This window comes from Paenibacillus sp. 1_12 (genome assembly GCF_900114475.1).
In the GTDB taxonomy this organism is placed as follows: Bacteria; Bacillota; Bacilli; order Paenibacillales; family NBRC-103111; genus Paenibacillus_S.
Genome location: NZ_FOTE01000021.1, coordinates 19,076 through 41,584 on the forward strand (window position 1 = coordinate 19,076; position 22,509 = coordinate 41,584).

Here is a 22,509-nt window from a genome sequence, read left to right on the forward strand (position 1 = left end):
GTAACCGCGCCGTTTATACTTGGGTAACAGAACAATAGGGGAGTGGTGATCAGAATGAAATATACGAAGCTGACTTGTTTGTTATTAGCAGTAGCTGTAGTGGCAGCCGGTTGTGCGCCAAAGGAAGAGCCTCAACAAACTGCAGGCGCTTCTGCAAAAAAAATTAAGCTGTCGTTTTGGACAAATGCGCGTCATGACATAGATCTGATGGAAGATAAGATCAAGAAGTTCAATGAAACCAACAAAAGCAATGTTGAAGTGGAATACAAGGTTATGACTGACAATTACGAGCAAGCTTTGCAAGTAGCAATCCAGTCCGGTGAAGCGCCAGATATTATGAACGCCAAAAGTAAGCTGAATCTCCAGGATTTAGTGAAAATGAAGGCTGTTGAGCCGCTGGATTCCTACCTGACTCCGGAACTCAAATCGCGTTTTGGTGATAATTTGCTCAAGCTGGACCGGATTAATTCCTTAGACGGAAAAGTTTACAGCCTCCCGAACTATGGTTCGACGTTCCGCGTCATTTACAATAAGGATTTATTTGTCAAAGCGGGCTTGACGGAGCCTCCGAAATCGTTGGATGACCTTGTAACCTATTCGAAGAAAATCACCGAAGCTGGTAAAAATGAAGGTGTTTATGGTTTTGCGATGAACATGAAAAATCCAGTTGCTGCATTCGAGCGGGCGATGATTCCGATGGTTCGTTTGGACGGGAACGATATTTATGATTGGAAAACCGGCAAGTATGATTTCAGTATCTTGAAGCCGTATGTGGAAACGCTGAAAAAGATTGTCGATGGCGGTAGTATGCTTCCTGGCTATGAATCGCTTGATATCGATCCGCTTCGCAACCAATTCGCACAAGGTAAGATTGGTATGTATCTCTCCCTTTCCGCAGAACCGAGCGTTTATGATACACAATTCCCGACGAAGATTAACTGGGGTGTTTCGCAAGTTCCAACTAGTGACGGACAAGCTCCGAAAGGCGCTAACTACATCAATGCTGCAGGTAACTGGTTGTATATGTCCGCTACAAGCACCCATAAGAAGGAAGCGTGGGAGTTTATGGAATTCATGCACAGCGATGATGTATTAGTTCCTTACTTTGAACAGGGTAAAGGTGTGGCCATTATTCCGTCCGTAGTTTCGAAAGCAAAAGAGCCGTCGCTCAAAAACTTTAAAGATTTTGCACCGAAGGATGATGCCATCTGGCCAGCAATGTTAACTCATAAAGTTGAGGGCAAAGCATGGCAGAACGTGATCGCAGAAACCATTCTCGGCGTCACTCCTCTTGATAAAGCGGTCGATGACTTAAATAAACGCTATAACGAAGGTTTGGACAGCGCAGAGAAGGCCGGTACGGTTAAACGTGTCGTCATTCCGGACTTCAATGCAAAAAGTCTGATTTCTAAATAAAGTTCATGCTATAAATTAAAGGCCGCTGCGTGTGTTTCAGCAGCGGTTCTTTAATGCCAAAAAAAGGAAGGAGACCTACGCGATGACTGCTTTAAAGAAGATATGGTCAACACATTCAGGTCCATATATGATGGTGCTTCCCTGTTTAGTCATGTTGGCAATGTTTACAATTTACCCGCTGGGCTGGGCATTTAAATACATGTTTTACGATTATGACGGGTTTTCAACGCCGATATTCATCGGATTTGATAATTTCGTTCGTTTGTTTACACGCGATACGCTCTTCTGGCAATCAGTATGGAACACGCTCATTTTCGCTTTCGGGAAATTGATCATTACGCTGCCGGTTGCACTCGTCTTGGCGGTTATACTTAACCAAAAAATATTTGCTAAAAACACTTTACGCGCGATTTTTTTTATGCCGACAATCATTAGTACGGCGGTTATTTCCCTTGTATTTTATCTCATGTTCAATTCGTACAACGGTATTATTAATAAAATGCTGCTTGAAAGCGGCTTGATCGATAAGCCGATTGAATGGCTGGGCGTTAAATACTCAATTCTTACAGTCATCCTGGTCGCAATCTGGGGAGCTATAGGTAACTATATGGTGCTGTTCCTCGCAGGTCTGCAAGGAATCCCGAATGATCTATACGAGAGTGCTTCGATAGACGGAGCTAATAAATGGCAGCAGTTTTTTCATATTACGATTCCTATGCTGGGCCCGGTCATGCAAGTTATCGTGATGCTCGCAATCGTCAACACACTTAAGGGTTACGAAAGCATCATGGTTCTGACGGCCGGTGGACCGGCGAGCAAGACGGAAGTAATGTATTTATACATTTATAAGCTATTTTTCCCGATCTCGGAAGGTGAAGCTGTTGTGCAGCAATACGGATACGGGGCGGCAGTCGGTTTTGTTTCGGCATTGATTGTCGGCGCGATAACAGGGCTTTACTTATTTATGTCACGCAAATCTGCGCAATCGAATTAGAGAGGAGGTAAGGCGCATGAGTACAGTACCACTTCAGGCACGGCCGGCTGCAGCATCTGCTAATACATCGGCTCGTATTGCAAAAATGTTTTCGCTACTGCTCATCACTCTTTTTGTATTAGTTATGCTGGTGATTACCGTATATCCCGTGTTGTTTTCTTTGTTTGGTTCCTTTAAAACGAATACGGAACTGATGAACGGTACAAGCCTGTTACCGAAGGGATGGAACTTTAAAAATTATGTGGAGGCTTGGGAGCGGGCTAATTTTGCCAGATATACTTGGAACAGTATATTCATCTCCGTCTTATCAACGGTCATAACTTTGCTGGTTTGCTCTATGGGAGCATATGCGTTAGGCAGAAGATCATTTCCCGGAAATAAATTTATTTTGTTCTTACTCGCAGCAACCATGTTTATTTCCATCGGCGCGATCACATATCGTCCGTTATATGATTTGATGAGAGAATTTGGCATGCATAAATCGCTCTGGAGCGTAGTGTTGATATTCACAGGTACACATTTGTCGTTCAACATCTTTCTTTTGGAACGGTTCGTAAAATCTATACCTCGAGAGCTTGATGAAGCGGCAACGATAGACGGTTGCGGATTTTACGGGATTTACTGGCGGATCATTTTGCCGTTGATGGGTCCTGGCCTTGGTGTGGTAGGCTTGTTCTCATTCCGGGAATCTTGGAACCAATACATTCTTCCTTTGATCTTCACGATGACCCGCCCGGATTTACAGCCTTTAACAGTAGGCGTTATCGCGCTTAAATATTCATCCAACGCTGCTGCCGAATGGCATCTCATGCTGGCAGGCTCCATGCTCTCCATGCTGCCAATTTTGTTCGTTTACTTTTTAATGAATAAATCGTTCATTGCCGGGTTGACGTCAGGATCGGTTAAGGGTTAATTTACGGGCAACAAGAGATAAGTTGGGCAGGCTTACAACGGAAGGAGTGTTTCTATTGTCACGGATGGTAACCCTCGGGAGGGAACGGTGGAACGACTATTTTGACTTGAACCTCATTTTGCGGAAGGCAGAGCAATCATTGAATGCCCCGACGGTTCATATTACAGATACTGTAGCCCCGAAGAGCGCAGGCGGAATTCATGATTATTATTCCAACGGCGATTATTGGTGGCCCAATCCGGCCACGTCCGACGGAATGCCTTATATCCGTAGGGATGGCGAAAGCAATCCGGATAATTTCAGTCAACACCGATTGATTTTGCGGGAGATGAGGACCCATGTCGCTCAACTTGCGAGTGCATACAAGATTTATAAAAAGGAAGAATTTGCTCAAAAAGCGGTTTTGTTTTTAAAGGAATTCTTTCTGGATGAGAGTACGCGTATGAATCCGCATTTGTTGTATGCCCAAGCGATTCCCGGCGTTAGCCCCGGCAGAGGCATCGGTATCATTGATACCTTGCATCTGATCGATGTGCCACTGGCTATTCGGGCTCTGCAAGCCTCGCCCCACATGACAGATGAGATTCTTGCAGGACTTGAGCAATGGTTCGCCGATTATTTACATTGGATGAGTCACCATGAGAACGGTATCGAAGAAATGAATGAAAATAATAACCATAGCGTGTGCTGGTTTGTTCAAGCCGCAACGTTCGCGCTTTTTACTAATCATGCGGAGATGCTGGATTTCTGTAGAGTGCAATTCAAGGAAAGACTGATTCCCGATCAGATGGATCTCGATGGAAGCTTTCCGAGGGAACTCGCGCGAACCAAGCCTTACGGTTACTCCATATTTATGCTGGATAACATGATTACTTTATGCCATATCCTATCGACCCCTCATGTGAATCTGTGGACTTTCGAGCTTCCCGATGGACGAGGGATTAAAAAAGGTATTGAATTTCTTCTACCTTATATGATTGAAAAGGAAAGCTGGCCTTATGCTCATGATGTGGAATCGTATGAAAGCTGGCCTGTAGGGATTTCATCTCTCTTGTTCACCGGCTTAGCCTATGACTCAGTCCCAAGCCTTCACTTGTGGAGGACCCTGGAGCAGGACCCGCAAGTGGGCGAGGTTAGGCGCAATATGGCTATTCGACAACCGCTATTATGGCTTTAGCCTTAGAAAAATCCTAAACCTTATATGGCGTGAATGATGGAGGATGGATATGCCACACAATGGTAAGTCTCCATACTGCAAATCCACAACAACGAAAAGGAGTTTTGCCACTGAAATGCGGTGGCAGGCTCCTTTTTGCGCTATACGGCGCCACCGATGAGGCGAAATAGCCCTCTAGCTTGACTATTGATGCGACCAATTCCACATGTTCCCGAATCCTGATGCCAAGGACTTCTTTCTGGCCGGACATGTAGTATGAAGGAGCTCTTCGAGTTCCCCTTCGTTAAATGCTACTGTAAACATTGGAAAACATCTCCCGTCTACTGGTTTTCAATTTTTAGTGTCAACACGTATTTGAATTACTAACAGCTACAAAAACGACCTCGATATGTTTCTGGTAGACGATTATTTTCTCGACATAGTGGTTAATAAACCTCTTGATCTCAGGAGTGTTTTTCTCAGCAACGAATGGTTTATAGTGGAGTAAACCCTTTTGAAACTGCACCGACGATATGTTGGATTTGCTTATCTGTTTCTTGGAGCCGAGTCTTTATGATAATCATAGGTGTCCTTATATTTGTATTTCGAACAAATTGCCCCGTTATACAGGCTGTATTATAAAATTGTGAGATAATGATTATATCTTTTATGATATGAAAGCGTTTTAATAGTATTGTGTGTAATAGCAATCCAAATAAATATGAGACAGGAATTAAGAGAGGGTGATATGGGGTAATGATACAATCTTACCCGCAGAATAGAAAAGAGGTTCAAAGGAAAATACATAAAGCTAACAATTTTAATAACAGGAGGAAATGAAAAGTGAAGAAGAAAGCTAATATTATTTGCTGCCTTATGCTCTCACTGGCTCTGCTGGTTGGTTTATTTCCGGCAATGTCTGTTCATGCGGCAGGCAATTATACCGGGGCACCGCAAAAATTATCCGTACCTCCATTAGCATTTGATGAATCAAAAATTGTACTTACCTGGGAAAAGCCGGACGATTATTATAAAAGTGCAGAAAAAATCGAGGACTATGAGGTATTCCGGGATGGAAACAGTCTCGGTCTTGCAAGCAAAAATTTTAAAGAGAATTATTCCTATGTCTATGCGAATATGGATGCATTTTACAGGAAATTGGACACGCAGCATCATCGGATTAGTAACCTTTCCTTCACGGCCACCGGTCTAGTACCCAAGACGAATTATGAATTTAAGGTGCGGGCCGTTTACGCCGACAAGACAACGTCTGCTTTTAGTGCGCCACTTATGTTTTCAACCGCGTCTACACCTACCGTCATAGACGCTGCCGATCGTGGCGCAACCTATATTACCGATAAAATTGGCGTCAATGCCGACTATACCATTCGGCGCGCAAATAATAATGAAACGGTTATCAAAAAAATCGCAGACAATACGGCCGCGATTCAGGCTGCGATCGACGCCACCCCTCCAGGCGGCAAGGTTGTATTGAAGGGGAGCGGAAACAATGCGAAGCCTTGGTACTATACTAGCGGCTCATTGTTTCTGCACAGCAATATGACCTTCGAAATTGAAAAAGGGGCTGTGCTTTTTGGCTCGCCTGTATTTGACCACTACCCGCGTAGCCTTCTGGTCTATCCTTATTCACAGGACATCCGGACATATGGCCTGTTGAATGCTGTAACCTCGGACATTGGCTCCTTGAAGAACATCCGCATTGTCGGCGAGGGCGCAGTAGACGGCAACGGATGGAAGAATTCCACCACCGGAGACGGCTTACAGAACCAAACGGCGGTGGATCTGTCGCTCAGTTCGGCAGGTTTCACAGATCCAACGGGAAATGGTTGGCGTTTGCCGAACTATCAGGGAGGTAGCAACACCACAGTTGATGGTAATAGCGCAACTTCTACCGCTGGAATAGGCATCCTCGCGGCTGATGCGATGTGGCAGTCGCGTCAGGATCAAACACCGAATGCAGCTGCCTCGCAATTCTATAATACCCGCCCCAACCTGACGGTAGCACGCGGTGTGAATGGCCTGTATTACGAGGGACTGACCTTCTATAATCCCGCCTTCCACGGTATTGTCAACTATCAGTCCGAGCGTATTACCACAAACGGCATCGTTGCGATGATGTTCGACGCTAATAACGGCGACGGTATCGAGTTTGGCGACTGCCTTGATCTTAGGGTCATGAACAGCTTTTGGGATACCGGCGACGATGCCATTAACTTTGCGGCCGGTCAGGGCACGAGCGTGCGCAATTTGACTGACAAAGTGGCAAGCGGAGAGGGCCGCGTTTTTAATAACTTTGTGCGCAACGGCCATGGCGGCTTGTTAGCGATGGGCAGCCATACAGGCGGCTGGATCGGCGATCTGGTTGCGGAAGAGAACGTCTATAATACGAGCGAAACAGGAAGTAATGGCGTCTTGCGTATGAAGTCTGGTGCTACGACTGGCGGCGGTATCCGCAATATTGTAGTGCGCGACAATGCGGTCAACTATATGCTCGGAGGAAACAGTACGATTGTGATTGACACATCCTACAGCGATGGCAACGCCAGCACAGCCTTTGGCCCGGAAAGCGAGCTTCCGCTGACCTTCGAAAACGTGCTGGTACGCAATATGACGGTGTCAAACTCTATCGTACCGTTTATTAACACAGCGGCACCCGGCAGCTCCGCCTATGCTAAAAGCCCGGTGCTGCGCAATTTCACGTTCGAGGATATCAAAATTCTTCCATCCACAGCAAGTGTGGGTACGATTGCGATAAATGGCATGTCGGATGTTACGTTCCGCAACATTACAGGTCTTAAACAAGCCATTACCACCACGAACAGCAAAAACGTCACGATCGAGAACGTCACGCTCGTGAATTCCGACAAGACCGCAGACCGCAGGCCGGATGCGCTGAATGGGAGTGGCGCACTCACCGTGACGGCGAATACTTATTATGCTACTTTAAATTGGCCCGCCATCGGTAATGCGACGCAGTACGCCGTGTTGGTTGATATGCTGGATGGCTATGGCTATCAGCAAAACAAGATTGTAACGAGTACGGGATCGGGTTCGCAATCTACGGGAATCGCGCTGCGCCCGAGCACCCCTTACAAAATTGCGGTCCGACCGGAGACGATAGGTGCAAACGCCTCCTATGGGAAACTGCTGGAGACGACGGTAACTACGGGTGCTGCAACGCTTGGTGCGTCTCATGTCGTCTCGAAAGTTGCGAATTTAAGTGAAAGACTCGGAACTAAAGGAGAAAAATTATCCGGTTTATCCGGTATTTCTTGGCAGGATGTCACTTGGAATTCCGTTGCCGATTCTGTCTACGGCATTCATTATTATGAGTTAACGGCAACACCGCAAGGTACAGGTCATGCAACCAAAACATTCAAAGCCTATTTCGACTCCGGCCGGACAGGTTACTCGCTGTGGGGGCTAGATGACGGCTTGACCTATGATGTTACGGTGAAGGCCGTCAACTGGATTGGACAAGAAGGGCAAGCATCAGATAAGCTTACGATCACCACCGTTCCCGGCACCTTAATGCAGATTCCGACGTGGGCTTCCGGCAGCAAGCTCACCGTCAGTGGCGGCAGGTGGATTGGGGAAGATATGACACTCACATGGAACGGAAAAGACGTAAAGGATTATTCCAATGAAGATACGGCACGATTTGCCGGTTACCGCATCTTGATTAACGGCGTGCCGGTGGACGGTGGAGCAGTTCAAGTAAACGCGAAACCAACCGTTAGACCGGGACAAAATACTTATGTGCTTTCCACTGCTGGACTTCTTCCCAATATTCCTTACACAATCTCGGTGGAAGCGGGAAGCGAGATTCTGAAATACGCGTCCGGCTCAGGCGGACTTGGCGGCTCCACAGGCTTTACCGGTACAAATACAAAAAATACCGATCTTCCTCGGAACCAGATAACCTTTGGAAAATGGACCGGGCACGGGCCGAGCGTAACGCGCACATTATTATCGGGGCCAGCTACTGATGCTGCTGTTGCAAATGTAACTGTCGCTGGAGTAAGTGCCACCGTTTCCAGCGACGCTAATACTGTCTACAACGTAGTACTTCCGTACGATAAAGTATTAGCGAACCTTACAGCCTCTGACATCGTGACAACTACCACTGATGTTAATACAACTGTAGGAACTGCCACGACAAGCGATGGGGGTAAAACCTGGAAAGTTGTAGTAACTGCACAAGACAATGCAACTAAAGTAACCTATACTATTAACGTAACGGTAGGGGTAGCCCCAACCATTACAACAAGCAACTTGCCATTTGGCACAGTTGGCACTCCTTACAGTCAAAAGTTAGTTGCAATAGGCGATACTCCAATAACCTGGAGCATTGCAAGCGGTAGCTTGCCGGCAGGACTTTCATTGGAAGCATCGACAGGTAATATAAGCGGGACACCGATTGCAGCAGGTACAGCAAGCTTCACAGTAAAAGCTACAAACGATGCGCGAAGCACCTCCATTGATTTGAGCATTATCATAATCAGTAACAGCGGTAGTAAAAGTAGCAGTAGCAGTAGCAGTAGTAGTAGTAGTAGCAGTAGCGGTAGCAGTGCCTCTACAAGTGAAGGTGCCAAGGCGGTAAACGGTTCGGTTTCTTATGACATAGTCAAAGCAACTCCCGGAAGCAAGGTAAGCATTACCGTCACACCCAATGAGGGCTACAAGTTGGATGATATTAAGATAATCGATCAAGATGGTAAGGAAGTAAAAATCACTAAAAATGCAGATGGCACCTATAGCTTTATCATGCCTGTAGGCGGGGTTAAAGTTGAGCCTGCATTTATTAAGAAAGAAGAAGTCAAAGGTGTAGACAAAGGAATTCCGGGGACTTCAGATCCTAAAAAATTCATCGATATAAAGGAAGATGATTGGTTCTATAAAGGTATAAAGTTTATGAGCGAAAAAGGGCTTATGGTAGGAACATCCGAAAACAGCTTCAGCCCAAATCAAAATATTACTAGAGCCATGTTAGTAACTATTCTTTATAGACTGGAAGGAAGTCCGTCAGCATTGGAAAGCAGCTTTACTGATGTTAAGACAGACACATGGTATAGTGGTGCAGTTGCATGGGCTTCATCAAACACTGTTGTAAGTGGCTATGGAAATGGGTTCTTTGGACCGAATGATGACATGTCCAGAGAACAACTGTGCACTATACTGTACAATTATGCAAAGCATAAAGGATATGACATTTCTAGTACCAAGAACGTGGTTGCCTTTACTGACGGAAGTAAAGTATCAAGCTGGGCTAAAGAGCCTATGGATTGGGCAATAGGCTCAGGGCTAATCGGCGGCTATGAAAATAATATTCTTGCTCCGACAGATACAGCAACCAGAGCACAATTGTCCACTATCATCCAAAGATTCATTGAAAAAGTTGTAAAATAATATATCAATAATTAAAATAAGCAGCTGACTTTGAGGAGTCAGCTGCTTTTTTTTGGATGTGCTACGCATGGCGATTAGCTAATTTTTTCTATCCTAAAATCCACTGAAAAATGGGATGATATTTTAGTAAGCTTAGCAGTGGTAGGACTATTCAAAGTAGGTTGAATTATTAGTACAAGCATTTAGCTTCGGATTTGCACACCACGGCTAACCTATGACTAATGAGCAGAAGAAATTTTGGTGTTTTTGTCGGTTAAGATCCTTATATGGATGATTAATGGTTCATTTATGAGAAGGTTTGTGTAGGATGTTTCCTGAACACAACGTTAACATCTTACATTTATTGAAATTAATAATTGATTTAAAGAGATGTGGTGTAATACAATTAGGAGGCAAAGTTTGGAAGCGGTAGAGTAGGAGTGAATATTAGTGGCTATTATTGATGTTATAAAATTTAATGGAATACCCGGTCGTAACTGGTTGGTTTATCGGTATCCTGGGGAAAGTTTCGTTTATGGTACCCAACTTATTGTCGGTGAAGGGCAAATAGCTGTGTTTGTTAAAGGGGGCAAAGCGCTTGACTATTTTTCCGCGGGCACCTATACGCTTAACGCCCCAAATATCCCCATTTTGCAATCCTTAATTAACATTCCTTTTGGTGGCAGGACCCCTTTAGCTGCAGAAGTGTTCTTTATAAATAAAACCGTGAAACTTGATGTCTTATGGGGAACGAGTGATCCAATCAGTCTAATCGACCCTAAATATTCGGTTAGGATGAGAGTTCGCGCGTTCGGTCAATTTGGAATTAAAATTACGGACTACCGTGTATTTTTAACAGAGATCATAGGTGCTGTTGGCGATGATCAGATCGTTAAATATGATGTAGTACTGAACTATTTCAAAGGTGTTACTGTAACTAAGGTTAAAACTATTATTGCTGACACTATCATTAACCAAAAAATTTCTGTGCTTGATATAGCCCCAAGGCTGGAGGAGATATCAGAGACAGCTCAAGATAGTCTTTCCAGTGAGTTTGACCGCTTTGGAATACAAATGATCAATTTCAATTTGTCGTCGATTAATTTTCCCGATGAAGATTTTGAAACGATCAATAAAATACTGGGTGAAAAGGCTGCTTTCGACATTATAGGAGATAATCGTTATCAAGTTAAACGCTCATTTGATGTCATGGAAACTGCAGCTGGCAATGAAGGTGGAGGAAGCATAGCTTCGGCTGGTTTGGGTTTAGGTCTTGGTACTGGAGCAGGACAAGCGATGGGGAACTTATTTTCCAACACGGCAGGTAGTGTGATGAAAAATTCGGTTAAAGAATTGTCATGCAAAAAGTGCGGGGAAATGAATGAAGCAGGAGCTAAATTTTGCTGCAGCTGTGGAGAAAAGCTTGTAACTTCCCAAATTGATTGCTACTCATGCGGTACAAAAGTGGATGGGAATGCCAAGTTTTGTTCAAATTGTGGAAAATCCATGATGAGTAAGGCATGTCCCAGATGTCACACAGAGAATAAGCCTGGAACCAAGTTCTGCTCAGACTGCGGTACTAAATTGGAGGAGTGAAAATGAGTAATTTCAATTCTTCAATAACGAGTTCGCTTAAATGGTTGGGAGTTCTGGTTTTTGATATTGCGGTTATTGTGGTTTTTCTTAAAATTTTCTCGGGTTTATTTATCCTTGCGCCCGTAAAACTAGCATTAATGTCTATGGTTTTGCTTTTAGGACTATTTTTTTTCAGTGCTTCTGTTGTTTTTCCGAGATTATTGTCGGGGAGCAAAAGTATTGCTTATCCAATAGCTACTATTTTCGTATCCATCATGTATTTGGTCCTTTCTAATCTCATTTCTGTATTCTTTATTGAGGGAGGAATGGTTTGGTACATAGGTTGGGAACTGCTTGCTTTTGCGTCTTTATTGGGTGTACTTTCTGTTTTATTCTTTTTTTCAAAGCGTGAGACAGAATATGAGAACCAGGTTGAATTAGAGCAGTCGGAAAAGACGAACATCCATATGCAGCTAATGTTTATTGAAACCTCACTTACTGCAAAACAAAATGTTGAGGGAATCGTGCCCATTATGCATTCCTTCAAATTGTTAAAAGAGCGAATTCATGCTTCGACCCCTTTTGGAAGAATTACTGGAAATAGCGCAGTGTTTGAACTCGAAAATACAATCCGGAGTAATTTGGATTATTTGCAATTATATATTCGTTCTAACTCATTAGATAAAAATATGGTTGATATTCATAATCTGATTGATGAAACCCGAACACTTATGGCCAATAGGGAATTATTAAATGTAAGGTAGTATAAATAGCGAGGAGATGTTCTTATGAGCACAAATAACTGCTCAGCCTGTGGAGCTCCAGTCGGACCCAACGCAACAGAGTGTAAATATTGCGGAGAAAATATCTCTGTTAGCCAACCTCAATCTCCAAATCGGCAGGAATCCTTTGAGCAAACTACGACATTTACAACGTCTAATTCGAACTCTACGATTAATGCCAATGTCATGGGAACCGTGCCGCCCGCCATCAATATAAACAATATAAACAATATTAATAATATGAACAACCTGAACAACCCTAACAACATATATACTCCCAACAAAAGCAAGACAACCGCCGGCATACTTGCTATTTTACTTGGGGGTTTGGGGGTACACCACTTTTATTTGGAAAATATTGTGCTGGGCATTGTTTATTTACTTTTTTGTTGGACAGGAATCCCGTCTATCATCGCTATGATTGAAGGGATTGTTTACCTTACATCTAGTGATCAGTCATTCAACAGGAAATATGGAAGGAAGAACTAAGTCCATTTAATGATACAAAGGGAATAGAGACTAAGAGTTATCGAGTTATGAGCCTCAATCTTTCGTTGATACAAGGATTAGGCTTTTTTGTGTTTCCAAATAATCCCAACCATCACGCGGCTGTGAAGCTGCTGCCACATTACAGGCAAAAATAAAAAAACTGTCTACGGAACAGTACACGTCTGTTTCTGAGACAGCCTCCAGCTTTTTTCTTGATGCATTACTCCACCTTGTTAGCATGTATAAACTTTATGGATGGGGTGACTATTAACGAGTGAGCAGATAAGGGGATAATCCCGTTGCAATAACTCGGTGCCCGCGATCATTCGGATGGATGGGCAAAAATCCGCTTAACGCGTCTTCAATTTTTCCTTTTCGATACCCATAGATAAGTTCTGCTTGTTTTCCTTCAAACCACGTATGAGCGGGAGCAACAGTTACATCGTAACTACGGGCGAGCTCATATATCGTACGATTTAATAGATCCACCGACTCAACCGATAGTGGGCTGTTTGGAAATGGATTGTATTGTGTGCAGCAGATGACCCGGGCATGGCTTCCCTTTTTGATTCGAGTTAAAATGCAGCTTAAATTCCGTCTGTAGCTCGTTGCAATGTTTTTCGCAGCTAGGGGTTGCTTAGTTTTTAATGAAAGTAGTGCCGCGTTAGCCAAATCCACTCCCCCAGTCCACACAGAAACAACAGCAGAATTGCTGATTATGGAGGACCCCTGCCATATCACGGCATCCAATAGATCATAGCTGCTCCAACCAGGCCGAGCCAAAACAAACCCACGAACCTTATGCGAGCCTGAATTTAAATGAGACACAGTTAATTGAGGATAGGCTTTTGCAAAAGAGGAGGCATTTTCCCCAAATGTAATGGAATCTCCAAGAGCTGTATAGATCATAAGAATATCATCAACTCCAACTTTTTATCATACCTGCAACGCAAATAACCTATTGAAAAAGAGTGGGGACGATCAATTTGTTCCTATACGTATGATATTGAAATGATGCACAAATTGTGATGATGTTGACGGTAACAATTTTAGAAGCAGAGCTAAAGATAGGCAGAGATGCCATTAACTCGCAGTTATTTTCAATTGGAGTTGAACTTGAGACAGTTGCTTATTAGGGTGTAATCTTAAAGTAATTCAAATTAGGAGGCTTAGTTCATTATGAAACAGAACAAATATGATGATTTAGATTTTTTCACGAATTACAGTCAGATGCCTCGTTCGATCGGTGGATTGAATGCTGCTGGGGAATGGGAAGAACTCCGTGCAATGCTTCCTGAGCTGCGCGATAAAAAGGTGCTTGATCTTGGCTGCGGCTTTGGCTGGCATTGCCTATATGCGCGTGAACAGCATGCTCGTTCGGTAGTGGGTGTAGACCTTTCAGAGAATATGTTAGAGCGAGCCAGATCTATGACCAATGATTCAGAGATCAAGTATCTCCTTCTCCCCATCGAGGATATCGATTTTACAGCAGGGCAATTTGACGTGGTGATAAGCTCTCTTGCACTCCACTATATCGAGCGCTTTGATATCATTTGTCAGAAAATTCATCACTGCCTTACACCTGGAGGTACTTTCGTGCTTTCGGTTGAACATCCGGTCTTCACCGCGCTTGCTTCACAAGATTGGTACTACGGTCCGCAAGGCGAAAAATTACATTGGCCTGTCGATGATTACTACCATGAAGGTTTACGGCAGACGAGATTTCTGGACAATGATGTCGTCAAATACCATCGAACCGTCGCTACCTATATGAATGCACTAATTGATTCCGGCTTTGGAATTACGAAGGTTTCCGAACCTCAACCATCACAAGAAATGCTGGATAAGAATCCTGGCATGCGAGACGATACCAGACGCCCTATCTTCCTCATGATCGCAGCGGTAAAAAATTAGAATATGTAGTAAGTGTGGCTAAGAATCTACCGGAGAACGATAGTTCATAAGGTGTTAGACTCATGGCAGCAGGATGGGGTATGGTTACGATGTGTGAACGTCCAAGCTTGTTGAAAATCCACGCCACTTCCCCAAAAATGCTCAATATTACGCGGCGGCGACTTATGGATTTGCCGCACATCGGTTCGTCTTCATAATGAAAGACAAAAGGGACGTCCTCAGGGGACGCCCTTTTTGTCTTTCATTCTTTGTGTTTACACAAGCCTTGGTGTTTCGCCCAATTCGCCGAGCCAAAGCTTCTTGTCATGATGCGCACACTTCTGGTGCTGTGGATCGTTTAACGCTTGTCTTGATCTTGATCTTGATCTTGATTCGGCGTTATTGGGAGATCCTCTTGTACTAGACTGGAAGCATAAGCCTGCTTGTCTTCATTGGCTTGCAGTGCGATTTTACCTGCAGACAATTCTTGTGTTTTTGCTATTTGTTGACCTTTGTTCAACGGGATCACCTCCATTTCACCCATAAGGTACCCTTAATGGAAATAAATCATGCAATTCCTTCTCCTAGCTTTTTCATCCCGTTTGTTAACTCGTATATCGTATTTATTTAGATCTCTTTTATTTCAGTGTTGGAAACCTCTTTGTAATGTCCTCAATCATCAGTCTTGCAGCAATAATACCGCCAGAAGTGTTCCAGATAGACTCATTTACACTAAAGGTTTGTTGTTTTTTGACCACATTCAAGTTTTGTGCAAGTGGACTTTGTAGCCATTCATCCGTAGTTTTTGAGGCACCTGTCTCGCCATTGCGATCAGACACAAAATAGTAGAATACATCTCCATCCAATACGTCAATTTGTTCCTTGGTAATGTCAGCAGAGAAATCATCTTTATTTTGAGCGTCGGGGCGGGCAATTCCGAGTTGCTTCAGAATGATACCGGCAAAATTATTTTTGTAATACACACGGACTTTTCCAGGTTGAAAACGTGCTAAGGAGACCTGAAGCTTCGTTTTTTCTCCAAGAGTTGCTTTGGTTTGCTCGATCAGCTTGTTGTAACCATCTACAGCAAGCTTCCCCTCAGCTTCCTTGTTTAACGCTTTAGCGTACAGTTCAAAGTTCTCAATCATACTGTCACCCAAGTTTTCTGTAAAGACAGTGGGAGCAATACTGGAGAGTAAAGGGTAAATTTTTTCCTGACGGACCTTGGTTCCAAGAATTAAATCGGGCTTCAAGCTGGCGATCAGCTCAAGGTTCGGCTGTGTTTCGTCACCGATAACCTCTACACCGGTCATTTGATCCTTGATATGGTCGAACCATGGTTCACCAATCCATGATTTTACTGCAGCTACCGGTTTTATCCCCAGTTCTAACAGGGACTCGGTACCTTGGTTTGTCAGTACGACAATACGCTTAGGCGTACCTGAGATAGTCGTCTCACCCATGGCATGGGTAATCGTACGTGCTTCCGCTTTTTTTGCTGCGGGTTCCGTGGCAGGTGTGTTATCTTTGCCGCATGCGGCAAGTAGGGATGAAATCAGGAGTAAAATGATCAGCGTATGCATACGTTTTGACTTAAACAAAATAGTGCTCCTTCCAAATCCTAAAATAGTTTGGCATGATGTAGCCATAGTCAATTTGTCAATTAGTGATAATGATGATCATTATCACTTGATTTTCAAAAAAATACCCAAAGACTTTGACTGGATACAAATACTTGCAAGTAAAGTGTTACATCTGTAACATATGTTGCATGTTTGTAACATTAATATAAAACTTAACGTTATGCAATGTTTAGCAAGGCTAGGAACGTTAAAATAGACATTTTTAAGGATGTGTAACATATGGCGGAGCCTGTAAATAAGCTTTCGTTACGATCGCAGGAATGGATACAAATCGCTCTATTTCAACTCATGCAAAAAAAGCCTTACTCTCAAATTTCAATCAAGGAAATTACGGATAGAGCTGGGCTTGCCCGACAAACGTTTTACCGCAACTTTCAAGATAAAGACGAGATTTTACTGAAATATCTAAATGGACTGATGCTGGGGATGTGGAAGGAGTTCCAACAAAACGAGATGTATAACGAAGATATGTTTATCATGCTGTTTAACAACTGGAAGCTTCACGCTCCTGAGGCATTAATCCATAACATCGTACTGAAGGACCGGAAAATCAGGCAAATCATTTATAAAAGTTTAAGTGATTATATTGATGAGCTATTCATCAACAAACAGGAAGAATCAACGGGAGATAAGCCTGATCACCGCCGCTCCTATGCGCAAAAATCATTTTCTGCTCTCGTACATACGATGCTCATTGAGTGGACACTACAGGAATTTAATATGTCTCCCAAAGAGATGGGTCTATTGGTAAATCATTTATCAGCCTCTATGAGGGAATTTCTATAGGTTACCCCTCTATTGATTCCATTTATACTGGAATGCAATTAGAATGCGAGGAATGTAGAAAAATACATTATATAGCAGGATTGTGGAATATTTTGTAGAAACTTTAGGAGGATCATCGATTAAATTTACTTCTAAGGGTGGAATCTTCATGTGGAAAAAGATAATGATATGTTGTGTGCTATTTATGTTGAGCTTTACACCTCTGCTGCAAGCAGAAATCAGATATCCGATAGGTATAGATATCAATTGGGCTCGCGACTCAGGTGCAAGGGTGTTTAAACCACCATTTGGAGGAGGGCCTGCTTCAGATACATCTGCACCAAAACTGGATTCCGATGGAAACGTCATATATGCCGCAAGGATGCCGGAGAATGAAGTAACCGTTCGCTCAGTGTCACCTGAAGGAAAGCTAAACTGGCGTCAAGACTTTAACGTGTCGAATGGAACACTTTTTTTTTCAATTAGCAGTGATGGCAATGTTTATGTCTATATGAGGGGAAGCTCCACACCTGATAAAAGATACTTTCATTTGTATGCCGTGGATAGTCATTCTGGAGACGTAATGTGGGACAGAAACTTCGACTCGCCTTGCGAGGCTTCTGTACGAAAAGAAGATGGTGTTAACGTTTATTGCCATCTATACGGTGCCTATCTGAATGGAACAAGCAGTTTAATCTCTTTAAGTAGTAACGGAGATGAACTTGGCTCTTTAACGGTACATGGTGAGCTTGAGGGGCCGCGCTTTAACTCTATAATTAATGCAGATTTGTCAGCTCTGGATGTGGAAATTCCGGCAGGATGGTTTGTTGCCAGAGATAGCGACACGATCCGTGCATACAACGAGTACGGTCAGCTTTCCTATACGATCCCTGTTGAAGAAGTAGCCCAATTGAACACCAATGTATGGCAAATAGGATATTACGTGTTTGATGATGGTTCCATATTACTTCGCTCTAACTCAACCTCTCGATATTATGATAAAGAAGGGGAGTTTGTTTGGAGTCGAGATTTCGGAAGACAATTGCATTTTATATATGGTTGGAGTCGAATTTATTATTATGACAATCAATCCAAGACATTGTACAAAATCAATAGGACCGATGGAAGCGATGAGGTTTCCTATACGGCAGATGGCAATATAAAAAGGGTAGTTTACGATGTACTGCATGCTACAGGTTCTAACATCATCAATAATGATGCTGTATTTGTGGCTACAGAGACTTCTCTCATGATTGAACTAGACCCGGATCAATTAATTCCACTTTTGCGCTTTCCCTACATTTTTTCATCAAGCTCAGCCGTAGAGGCAGCTATAGGGCTTCATAGTGAGCACGGTATACAGCCCAATGTGAGCAGGATTTATACCAATGTCATTCCGTCTATTATTGATATTAAGCGGAAACAGATTTATTATTTAGCTGGATTTGGAGATGGCCAATTGGAGGGCACCATAAACGGGCTATTTTCGTCCAAACTTTCCTTAACGGATCTAGTTAACCATCCGGTAGAATCAGATATGCTGCGCTTGTATAGTCAAGGAGTCCTTTCCATTCCAAATGATGGCCTCGTTCATCCTGATACGAATATCACAAAAGAAGATTTTATCGTTATGTTAACCCGTTCTTTGACAGGAGGGATTCAGATCAAGGGACCCACTTTTAAAGATATTCCCGAGGACCGATGGTCATATCCCTGGATCGAGAAGGCTGTTGCTTATCGGATCTTGGATAAAGGGGAGGGTCAATTGAATCCGGATCAGCTTATTACGAGTGGGGAGTGTGCGGTTATGGCTGCCAAAGCTGCATATTTATTAAAATTCCCTGCATTCTCTGCAAAGCCAGTCGTTTACTCCGATCAGGAATACATCGAAGCGGCTAATAAAGCTAAGTTTCTAGATGGAATCGCAAATTTTAGCGCGAGTCAAACCATTACGAAGGCACAGGCAGCTTCAATCATCATCCGTGTTATGGATTTCAAGGACGACGAGTTGAAAAAGGCACAGGAGCAAATGAAGCAAAAGGGTTAGAATGATATGAAAGAGCGTGCGGAGCGGCACCTATCATGGCCGCTTAGCACGCTCTTTATTATGAGGAAGCTTGTAGATTTAAAATCATCGATCATGGAATGGCGCGACAATTGCTGAAGAATGGAAACGAATCGCCAGGTGTTGGCATCACTCATACAACAGGATGATCACGGAATGAGTCCAGTAAGGAGTAACGGATAATCGTATTGGAAAGCTGGCTTATAACCATCGAAACTCCTCCATGTGCAACGCCAAGTTCCCCTAAATCGGAGCAATATATATCGAGATTTTTCAAGAAGCGCTCAGGAATCACTTCGTTTAACGTATTCCATATCGAGTTGATAAACGTAGAACCAAGCAGGGCAAGATGGCCCCCGATACAAATCACCTTTGGATTATATGCGTTTATAACATTAGCCAGCCCGATACCGTGATAATGCCCAAGTTCATGTACGGCGCTGGTTATTTTGGACTCTCCACTATGAATGCCTGCCACAATATCTGCGAACGATAGCTGCTGAGGGGTTTCTTCCAGCAATTCGTATAGCGCCTTAATAGAAGCGTACATTTCCCAACAGCCTCTGCTGCCACAGGTGCATTTTTTCCCATTCATATGAATGGTGGAATGTCCTAGTCTGCCCGCAGTGCCCGTGGACCCGGTGAAAAGCTCCCCCTTGTTATAAACGCCAACAGACATGCCCCAGGAACTGGTGACATAAACCAAATGATCTACTGATTTGGAACGACCGAAATGAACCTCTCCCATTGCCCCGGCATAAGGAGCAGGATTAATATAAATAGCGAGATTAGGGTTGCGTTTAGTGAGCTCCTCCATCAAAGGAAAGCTATTCCATTCTTTAAGGTTTGCACTGTACTCGACCACATTGGTTTGTATATTATAATACCCTTGAATGACAATACCAGCCCCTACAATCCCAAGCTGGCGCTGGGCGTGCGTGTGCTCTAAATCTGCCAAGATACGCGAGATTGAATCTACGAAATAATGGGGATCCTTGCTTTCCAACGGAAAGACCATGCTTTCCAGTTTTTTGCCCAATAGATCGGTAATGAGAACGGTATATTGGTTGACTTCTACATCGACTCCGACACAGATGCCAGCCAGTTCGTTGATATCGACTAATATAGGTGGGCGCCCCCTGGATGTTCCTGTAGTACCGAGTTCGACAACAATTGCTTTTTGCAGGAGCAAATCTATACAACTAGAGACGGTCATCTTATTGAGACCTGTAAGCGAGGCGATTTTGGCACGGGATACAGGACGATATTGAAGAATGGTAGAGATGATATGTTCCATATTTATTTTTTTGACAAGATCATGATTACCAATTGGACCTTTAGGTTGCACGGTGATCACCACCTTACTTCAGTTTTGCATAGCCATTAAGTCTAAATGATATATTAAAAAAATGAGGATGTCAAAAATATATCTGAATAGTATGGATATAGGGTAGTAACGTAATGCGTGTCCTGAATGAGTATATCCGTTTTATATACGCTATTCAAAACTCATTATTGACTTATTACAGAAATGCCATTAAATTAATATTATATATCCTATAGACTTACTTGGTATATTGGGTATACTAAATACATGTGGGTCTCGCACCGTAACCTTAATATGAAAGTGGGGCTTTCGATTGTTGCCTTGGGTGTCATCAATAATGGCAATCCCAAACGAACCCGCCAAGGATGGCACGATTACAAATGGATTAAGAAGGAGGTTAGCTGGGCAGCGTAAGCTCGTCCAAAGAAATGAATTGCTTGTACGTATCGGTTAGCCAAGCCGCAGTTCCTTGGGTACTTAAGCAGGATGCAGTCTTGATGCTATGGCCTTATTTAGGATGTTTGCGCTTATTTAGTATGGTTTGTATACAAAAAAATGTGTTTATTATGCTGTAATAAAAGGTATTAACTCAATATAACAAATTAAAGTTGATTTTTTTAGTATGAGATATATACTAAATATAACGGTCCTGAATGCGTTTTATCATCTTATTTAAGGGGTGTTCTGTTCATGAGAAAATGGAGTCTAGGTAGTGCTATGCTTGTGGGTGTATTACTTCTGTCCGCATGCTCATCGCAAATAAAAGACAGCAGTGTGGCCTCATCCAATGAAACGAAAGCACCAGCCGTACAAAAGACTGAAGAGGTCTCAGGGGAAATTTCTTTCTGGTCCTGGTCTCCGGAAGATAATGTATGGCAGGATTTGATCAAAGCTTTTAACGATAAATATCCTAAAATTAAAGTGAATTATGTGCGTACCCCATCAGCTGACTATGACAAGAAAATTCAAGTTGCTATCCAAGGTGGAGAGGTTCCGGACGTAATGGCCTTTTCAAATGGACCGATGATCAAAAATTATACGCCTATTCTTGAGCCTTTGGCTCCCTTGGCGGAGAAATCGTTAGGGAAGGATTGGGAAAAGAAATTCAAGTCTACACCGATGGAATCGGCCAAAAAGAACGATTATCGAACGATCCCGACCGGTGTTGCGGTTACCCCATTTCTTTCATATGATGTAGATTTATTCAACAAGGTAGGTGCACAGCCCCCGAAGACGTATGAGGAACTAAAGCAAGTGGTGAAGAAATTTGAAGATGCCAAATTGCCGGGAATTGTTCCGCGGCTAGGCTTTGCTGGAGGCAAAAGTGCCACCGTTACAGATGTATTCTATACCCTGGTTAATCAAATTGCTCCGGGCAAATTGTACGATGCGGATGCAGGGAAGGCCAAATTTACCGATCCTGTGTTTATTCAAGCTACGACGGCCTTCAAACAATTTTATACGGATCATGTATTTCAGGATGGAAACCTGACAACTAAATTTGACCCGGATCTTCGAGAGATGTATGAGCAAAAGAGACAGCTTCCGATGATCCTCGTAGGTGCCTGGATTATGAACGATGTAGCCAATAAGGATGGGCTGAAAATAGGTGATCGTACCTTTGGTCTCGTGCCGATGCCGACGATTGCTGGCGGTAAATCAAATGTTTTGATCAATGGGGACGTTCCGCTTGGGATCAGCAAAGATTCCAAACACAAGGATGCCGCTTGGAGATTCGTGGAATTCATGGCTACAGGTGAATACCAAACGATACTGAGCAAGGCGCTGCAATTCCTTCCAGTTAAGGAGGGCTTGTCCATGGATAAAGCGAATTTGAAAACCGACATTGAGAAGCAATCGGTAGATGTGATCTTAAACGCGCTTACGAAGGATGTCGGGGGAATTCGCTTCTTGGACAATGCTTCCATTGAACAAGCACTTTTTCTTAATTTGCAAAAGGTTGCTGCCGGAACCGCTACCCCAGAACAAGCTATGGCAGAGGTTCAAAAAGCCTCGGAAGCAGTGAAACGCTAAGCCTGCCAAGAAGACCAATTCGGATAATGATTACTGGATCTCTGCCAA

At 43.3% G+C, this 22,509-nt stretch carries 17 protein-coding genes; 13 read left to right on the forward strand and 4 right to left on the reverse strand.

Features of this window, described 5'->3' with window-relative positions; translation table 11 throughout:
- The first annotated feature begins 54 nt into the window (after positions 1–54).
- From BM210_RS28535 to BM210_RS35450, 8 genes are all read left to right on the forward strand, one after another.
- The gene (locus BM210_RS28535) at positions 55–1,416 is read left to right on the forward strand and encodes an ABC transporter substrate-binding protein (protein ID WP_091175818.1); all 1,362 of its coding nucleotides are present in this window, start codon (positions 55–57) and stop codon (positions 1,414–1,416) included.
- A gap of 82 nt (positions 1,417–1,498) precedes the next feature.
- Complete coding sequence (locus BM210_RS28540; protein WP_091175820.1) at positions 1,499–2,410, forward strand: carbohydrate ABC transporter permease; 912 nt, start codon at positions 1,499–1,501, stop codon at positions 2,408–2,410.
- A 16-nt stretch (positions 2,411–2,426) separates the two neighbouring features.
- Positions 2,427–3,323 carry a carbohydrate ABC transporter permease gene (locus tag BM210_RS28545; RefSeq protein WP_091175821.1) on the forward strand — a complete coding sequence of 299 codons (897 nt, stop codon included), beginning with the start codon at positions 2,427–2,429 and terminating at the stop codon, positions 3,321–3,323.
- Between the two features lie 64 nt (positions 3,324–3,387).
- Positions 3,388–4,500: an alginate lyase family protein gene (locus BM210_RS28550; protein WP_091175903.1), complete on the forward strand. Its 1,113-nt coding sequence runs from the start codon at positions 3,388–3,390 to the stop codon at positions 4,498–4,500.
- An 822-nt stretch (positions 4,501–5,322) separates the two neighbouring features.
- Positions 5,323–9,909 carry an S-layer homology domain-containing protein gene (locus BM210_RS28555; protein ID WP_091175823.1) on the forward strand — a complete coding sequence of 1,529 codons (4,587 nt, stop codon included), beginning with the start codon at positions 5,323–5,325 and terminating at the stop codon, positions 9,907–9,909.
- 429 nt (positions 9,910–10,338) lie between these two features.
- On the forward strand, positions 10,339–11,484 hold the full coding sequence (locus BM210_RS28560; protein WP_091175824.1) for an SPFH domain-containing protein: 1,146 nt from the start codon (positions 10,339–10,341) through the stop codon (positions 11,482–11,484).
- A gap of 2 nt (positions 11,485–11,486) precedes the next feature.
- Positions 11,487–12,227 carry a hypothetical protein gene (locus BM210_RS28565; protein ID WP_091175826.1) on the forward strand — a complete coding sequence of 247 codons (741 nt, stop codon included), beginning with the start codon at positions 11,487–11,489 and terminating at the stop codon, positions 12,225–12,227.
- Positions 12,228–12,485: 258 nt separating this feature from the next.
- Entirely contained in the window at positions 12,486–12,734 is a 249-nt protein-coding gene (locus BM210_RS35450; protein WP_218184986.1) for a TM2 domain-containing protein, read from the forward strand.
- A gap of 267 nt (positions 12,735–13,001) precedes the next feature.
- Here the strand turns inward: BM210_RS35450 and BM210_RS28575 are convergent, their stop codons facing one another.
- Entirely contained in the window at positions 13,002–13,643 is a 642-nt protein-coding gene (locus BM210_RS28575; protein ID WP_091175829.1) for an SGNH/GDSL hydrolase family protein, read from the reverse strand.
- Positions 13,644–13,913: 270 nt separating this feature from the next.
- Between BM210_RS28575 and BM210_RS28580 the strand changes: the two genes are divergently transcribed.
- Both BM210_RS28580 and BM210_RS35880 read left to right on the forward strand, forming a co-directional pair.
- Positions 13,914–14,648: a class I SAM-dependent methyltransferase gene (locus BM210_RS28580; protein ID WP_091175830.1), complete on the forward strand. Its 735-nt coding sequence runs from the start codon at positions 13,914–13,916 to the stop codon at positions 14,646–14,648.
- A 62-nt stretch (positions 14,649–14,710) separates the two neighbouring features.
- Complete coding sequence (locus tag BM210_RS35880) at positions 14,711–14,845, forward strand: hypothetical protein (protein ID WP_256224115.1); 135 nt, start codon at positions 14,711–14,713, stop codon at positions 14,843–14,845.
- Between the two features lie 140 nt (positions 14,846–14,985).
- Here the strand turns inward: BM210_RS35880 and BM210_RS35070 are convergent, their stop codons facing one another.
- A complete protein-coding gene (locus BM210_RS35070; RefSeq protein WP_177238054.1) occupies positions 14,986–15,147 on the reverse strand; it encodes a hypothetical protein in 162 nt (53 codons plus the stop codon).
- 118 nt (positions 15,148–15,265) lie between these two features.
- A complete protein-coding gene (locus BM210_RS28590) occupies positions 15,266–16,210 on the reverse strand; it encodes an ABC transporter substrate-binding protein (protein WP_371263563.1) in 945 nt (314 codons plus the stop codon).
- 279 nt (positions 16,211–16,489) lie between these two features.
- Between BM210_RS28590 and BM210_RS28595 the strand changes: the two genes are divergently transcribed.
- Positions 16,490–17,056, forward strand: a complete 567-nt coding sequence (locus BM210_RS28595; protein WP_091175834.1) for a TetR/AcrR family transcriptional regulator — start codon at positions 16,490–16,492, stop codon at positions 17,054–17,056.
- 148 nt (positions 17,057–17,204) lie between these two features.
- On the forward strand, positions 17,205–19,082 hold the full coding sequence (locus tag BM210_RS28600) for a PQQ-binding-like beta-propeller repeat protein (RefSeq protein ID WP_091175835.1): 1,878 nt from the start codon (positions 17,205–17,207) through the stop codon (positions 19,080–19,082).
- 151 nt (positions 19,083–19,233) lie between these two features.
- On the opposite strand, the gene BM210_RS28605 is transcribed toward BM210_RS28600, so the two are convergent.
- Positions 19,234–20,448: an ROK family protein gene (locus tag BM210_RS28605; protein WP_091175837.1), complete on the reverse strand. Its 1,215-nt coding sequence runs from the start codon at positions 20,446–20,448 to the stop codon at positions 19,234–19,236.
- A 669-nt stretch (positions 20,449–21,117) separates the two neighbouring features.
- Here BM210_RS28605 and BM210_RS28610 point away from each other — a divergent pair.
- Positions 21,118–22,461 (forward strand): ABC transporter substrate-binding protein, encoded by a 1,344-nt coding sequence (locus BM210_RS28610; RefSeq protein WP_091175838.1) that lies wholly within the window; start codon positions 21,118–21,120, stop codon positions 22,459–22,461.
- Positions 22,462–22,509: the final 48 nt, after the last annotated feature.

Bases quoted from the DNA above. Each gene is read 5' to 3' on its own strand.
- BM210_RS28540 (WP_091175820.1), top strand. From the start codon at position 1,499: ATGACTGCTTTAAAGAAGATATGGTCAACACATTCAGGTCCATATATG.
- BM210_RS28600 (WP_091175835.1), top strand. From the start codon at position 17,205: ATGTGGAAAAAGATAATGATATGTTGTGTGCTATTTATGTTGAGCTTT.
- BM210_RS28535 (WP_091175818.1), top strand. From the start codon at position 55: ATGAAATATACGAAGCTGACTTGTTTGTTATTAGCAGTAGCTGTAGTG.
- BM210_RS28595 (WP_091175834.1), top strand. From the start codon at position 16,490: ATGGCGGAGCCTGTAAATAAGCTTTCGTTACGATCGCAGGAATGGATA.
- BM210_RS28575 (WP_091175829.1), bottom strand. From the start codon at position 13,643: ATGATCTATACAGCTCTTGGAGATTCCATTACATTTGGGGAAAATGCC.
- BM210_RS35450 (WP_218184986.1), top strand. From the start codon at position 12,486: ATGAACAACCTGAACAACCCTAACAACATATATACTCCCAACAAAAGC.
- BM210_RS28545 (WP_091175821.1), top strand. From the start codon at position 2,427: ATGAGTACAGTACCACTTCAGGCACGGCCGGCTGCAGCATCTGCTAAT.
- BM210_RS28565 (WP_091175826.1), top strand. From the start codon at position 11,487: ATGAGTAATTTCAATTCTTCAATAACGAGTTCGCTTAAATGGTTGGGA.
- BM210_RS28580 (WP_091175830.1), top strand. From the start codon at position 13,914: ATGAAACAGAACAAATATGATGATTTAGATTTTTTCACGAATTACAGT.
- BM210_RS28590 (WP_371263563.1), bottom strand. From the start codon at position 16,210: ATGCATACGCTGATCATTTTACTCCTGATTTCATCCCTACTTGCCGCA.
- BM210_RS35880 (WP_256224115.1), top strand. From the start codon at position 14,711: ATGGCAGCAGGATGGGGTATGGTTACGATGTGTGAACGTCCAAGCTTG.
- BM210_RS28610 (WP_091175838.1), top strand. From the start codon at position 21,118: ATGAGAAAATGGAGTCTAGGTAGTGCTATGCTTGTGGGTGTATTACTT.
- BM210_RS28550 (WP_091175903.1), top strand. From the start codon at position 3,388: ATGGTAACCCTCGGGAGGGAACGGTGGAACGACTATTTTGACTTGAAC.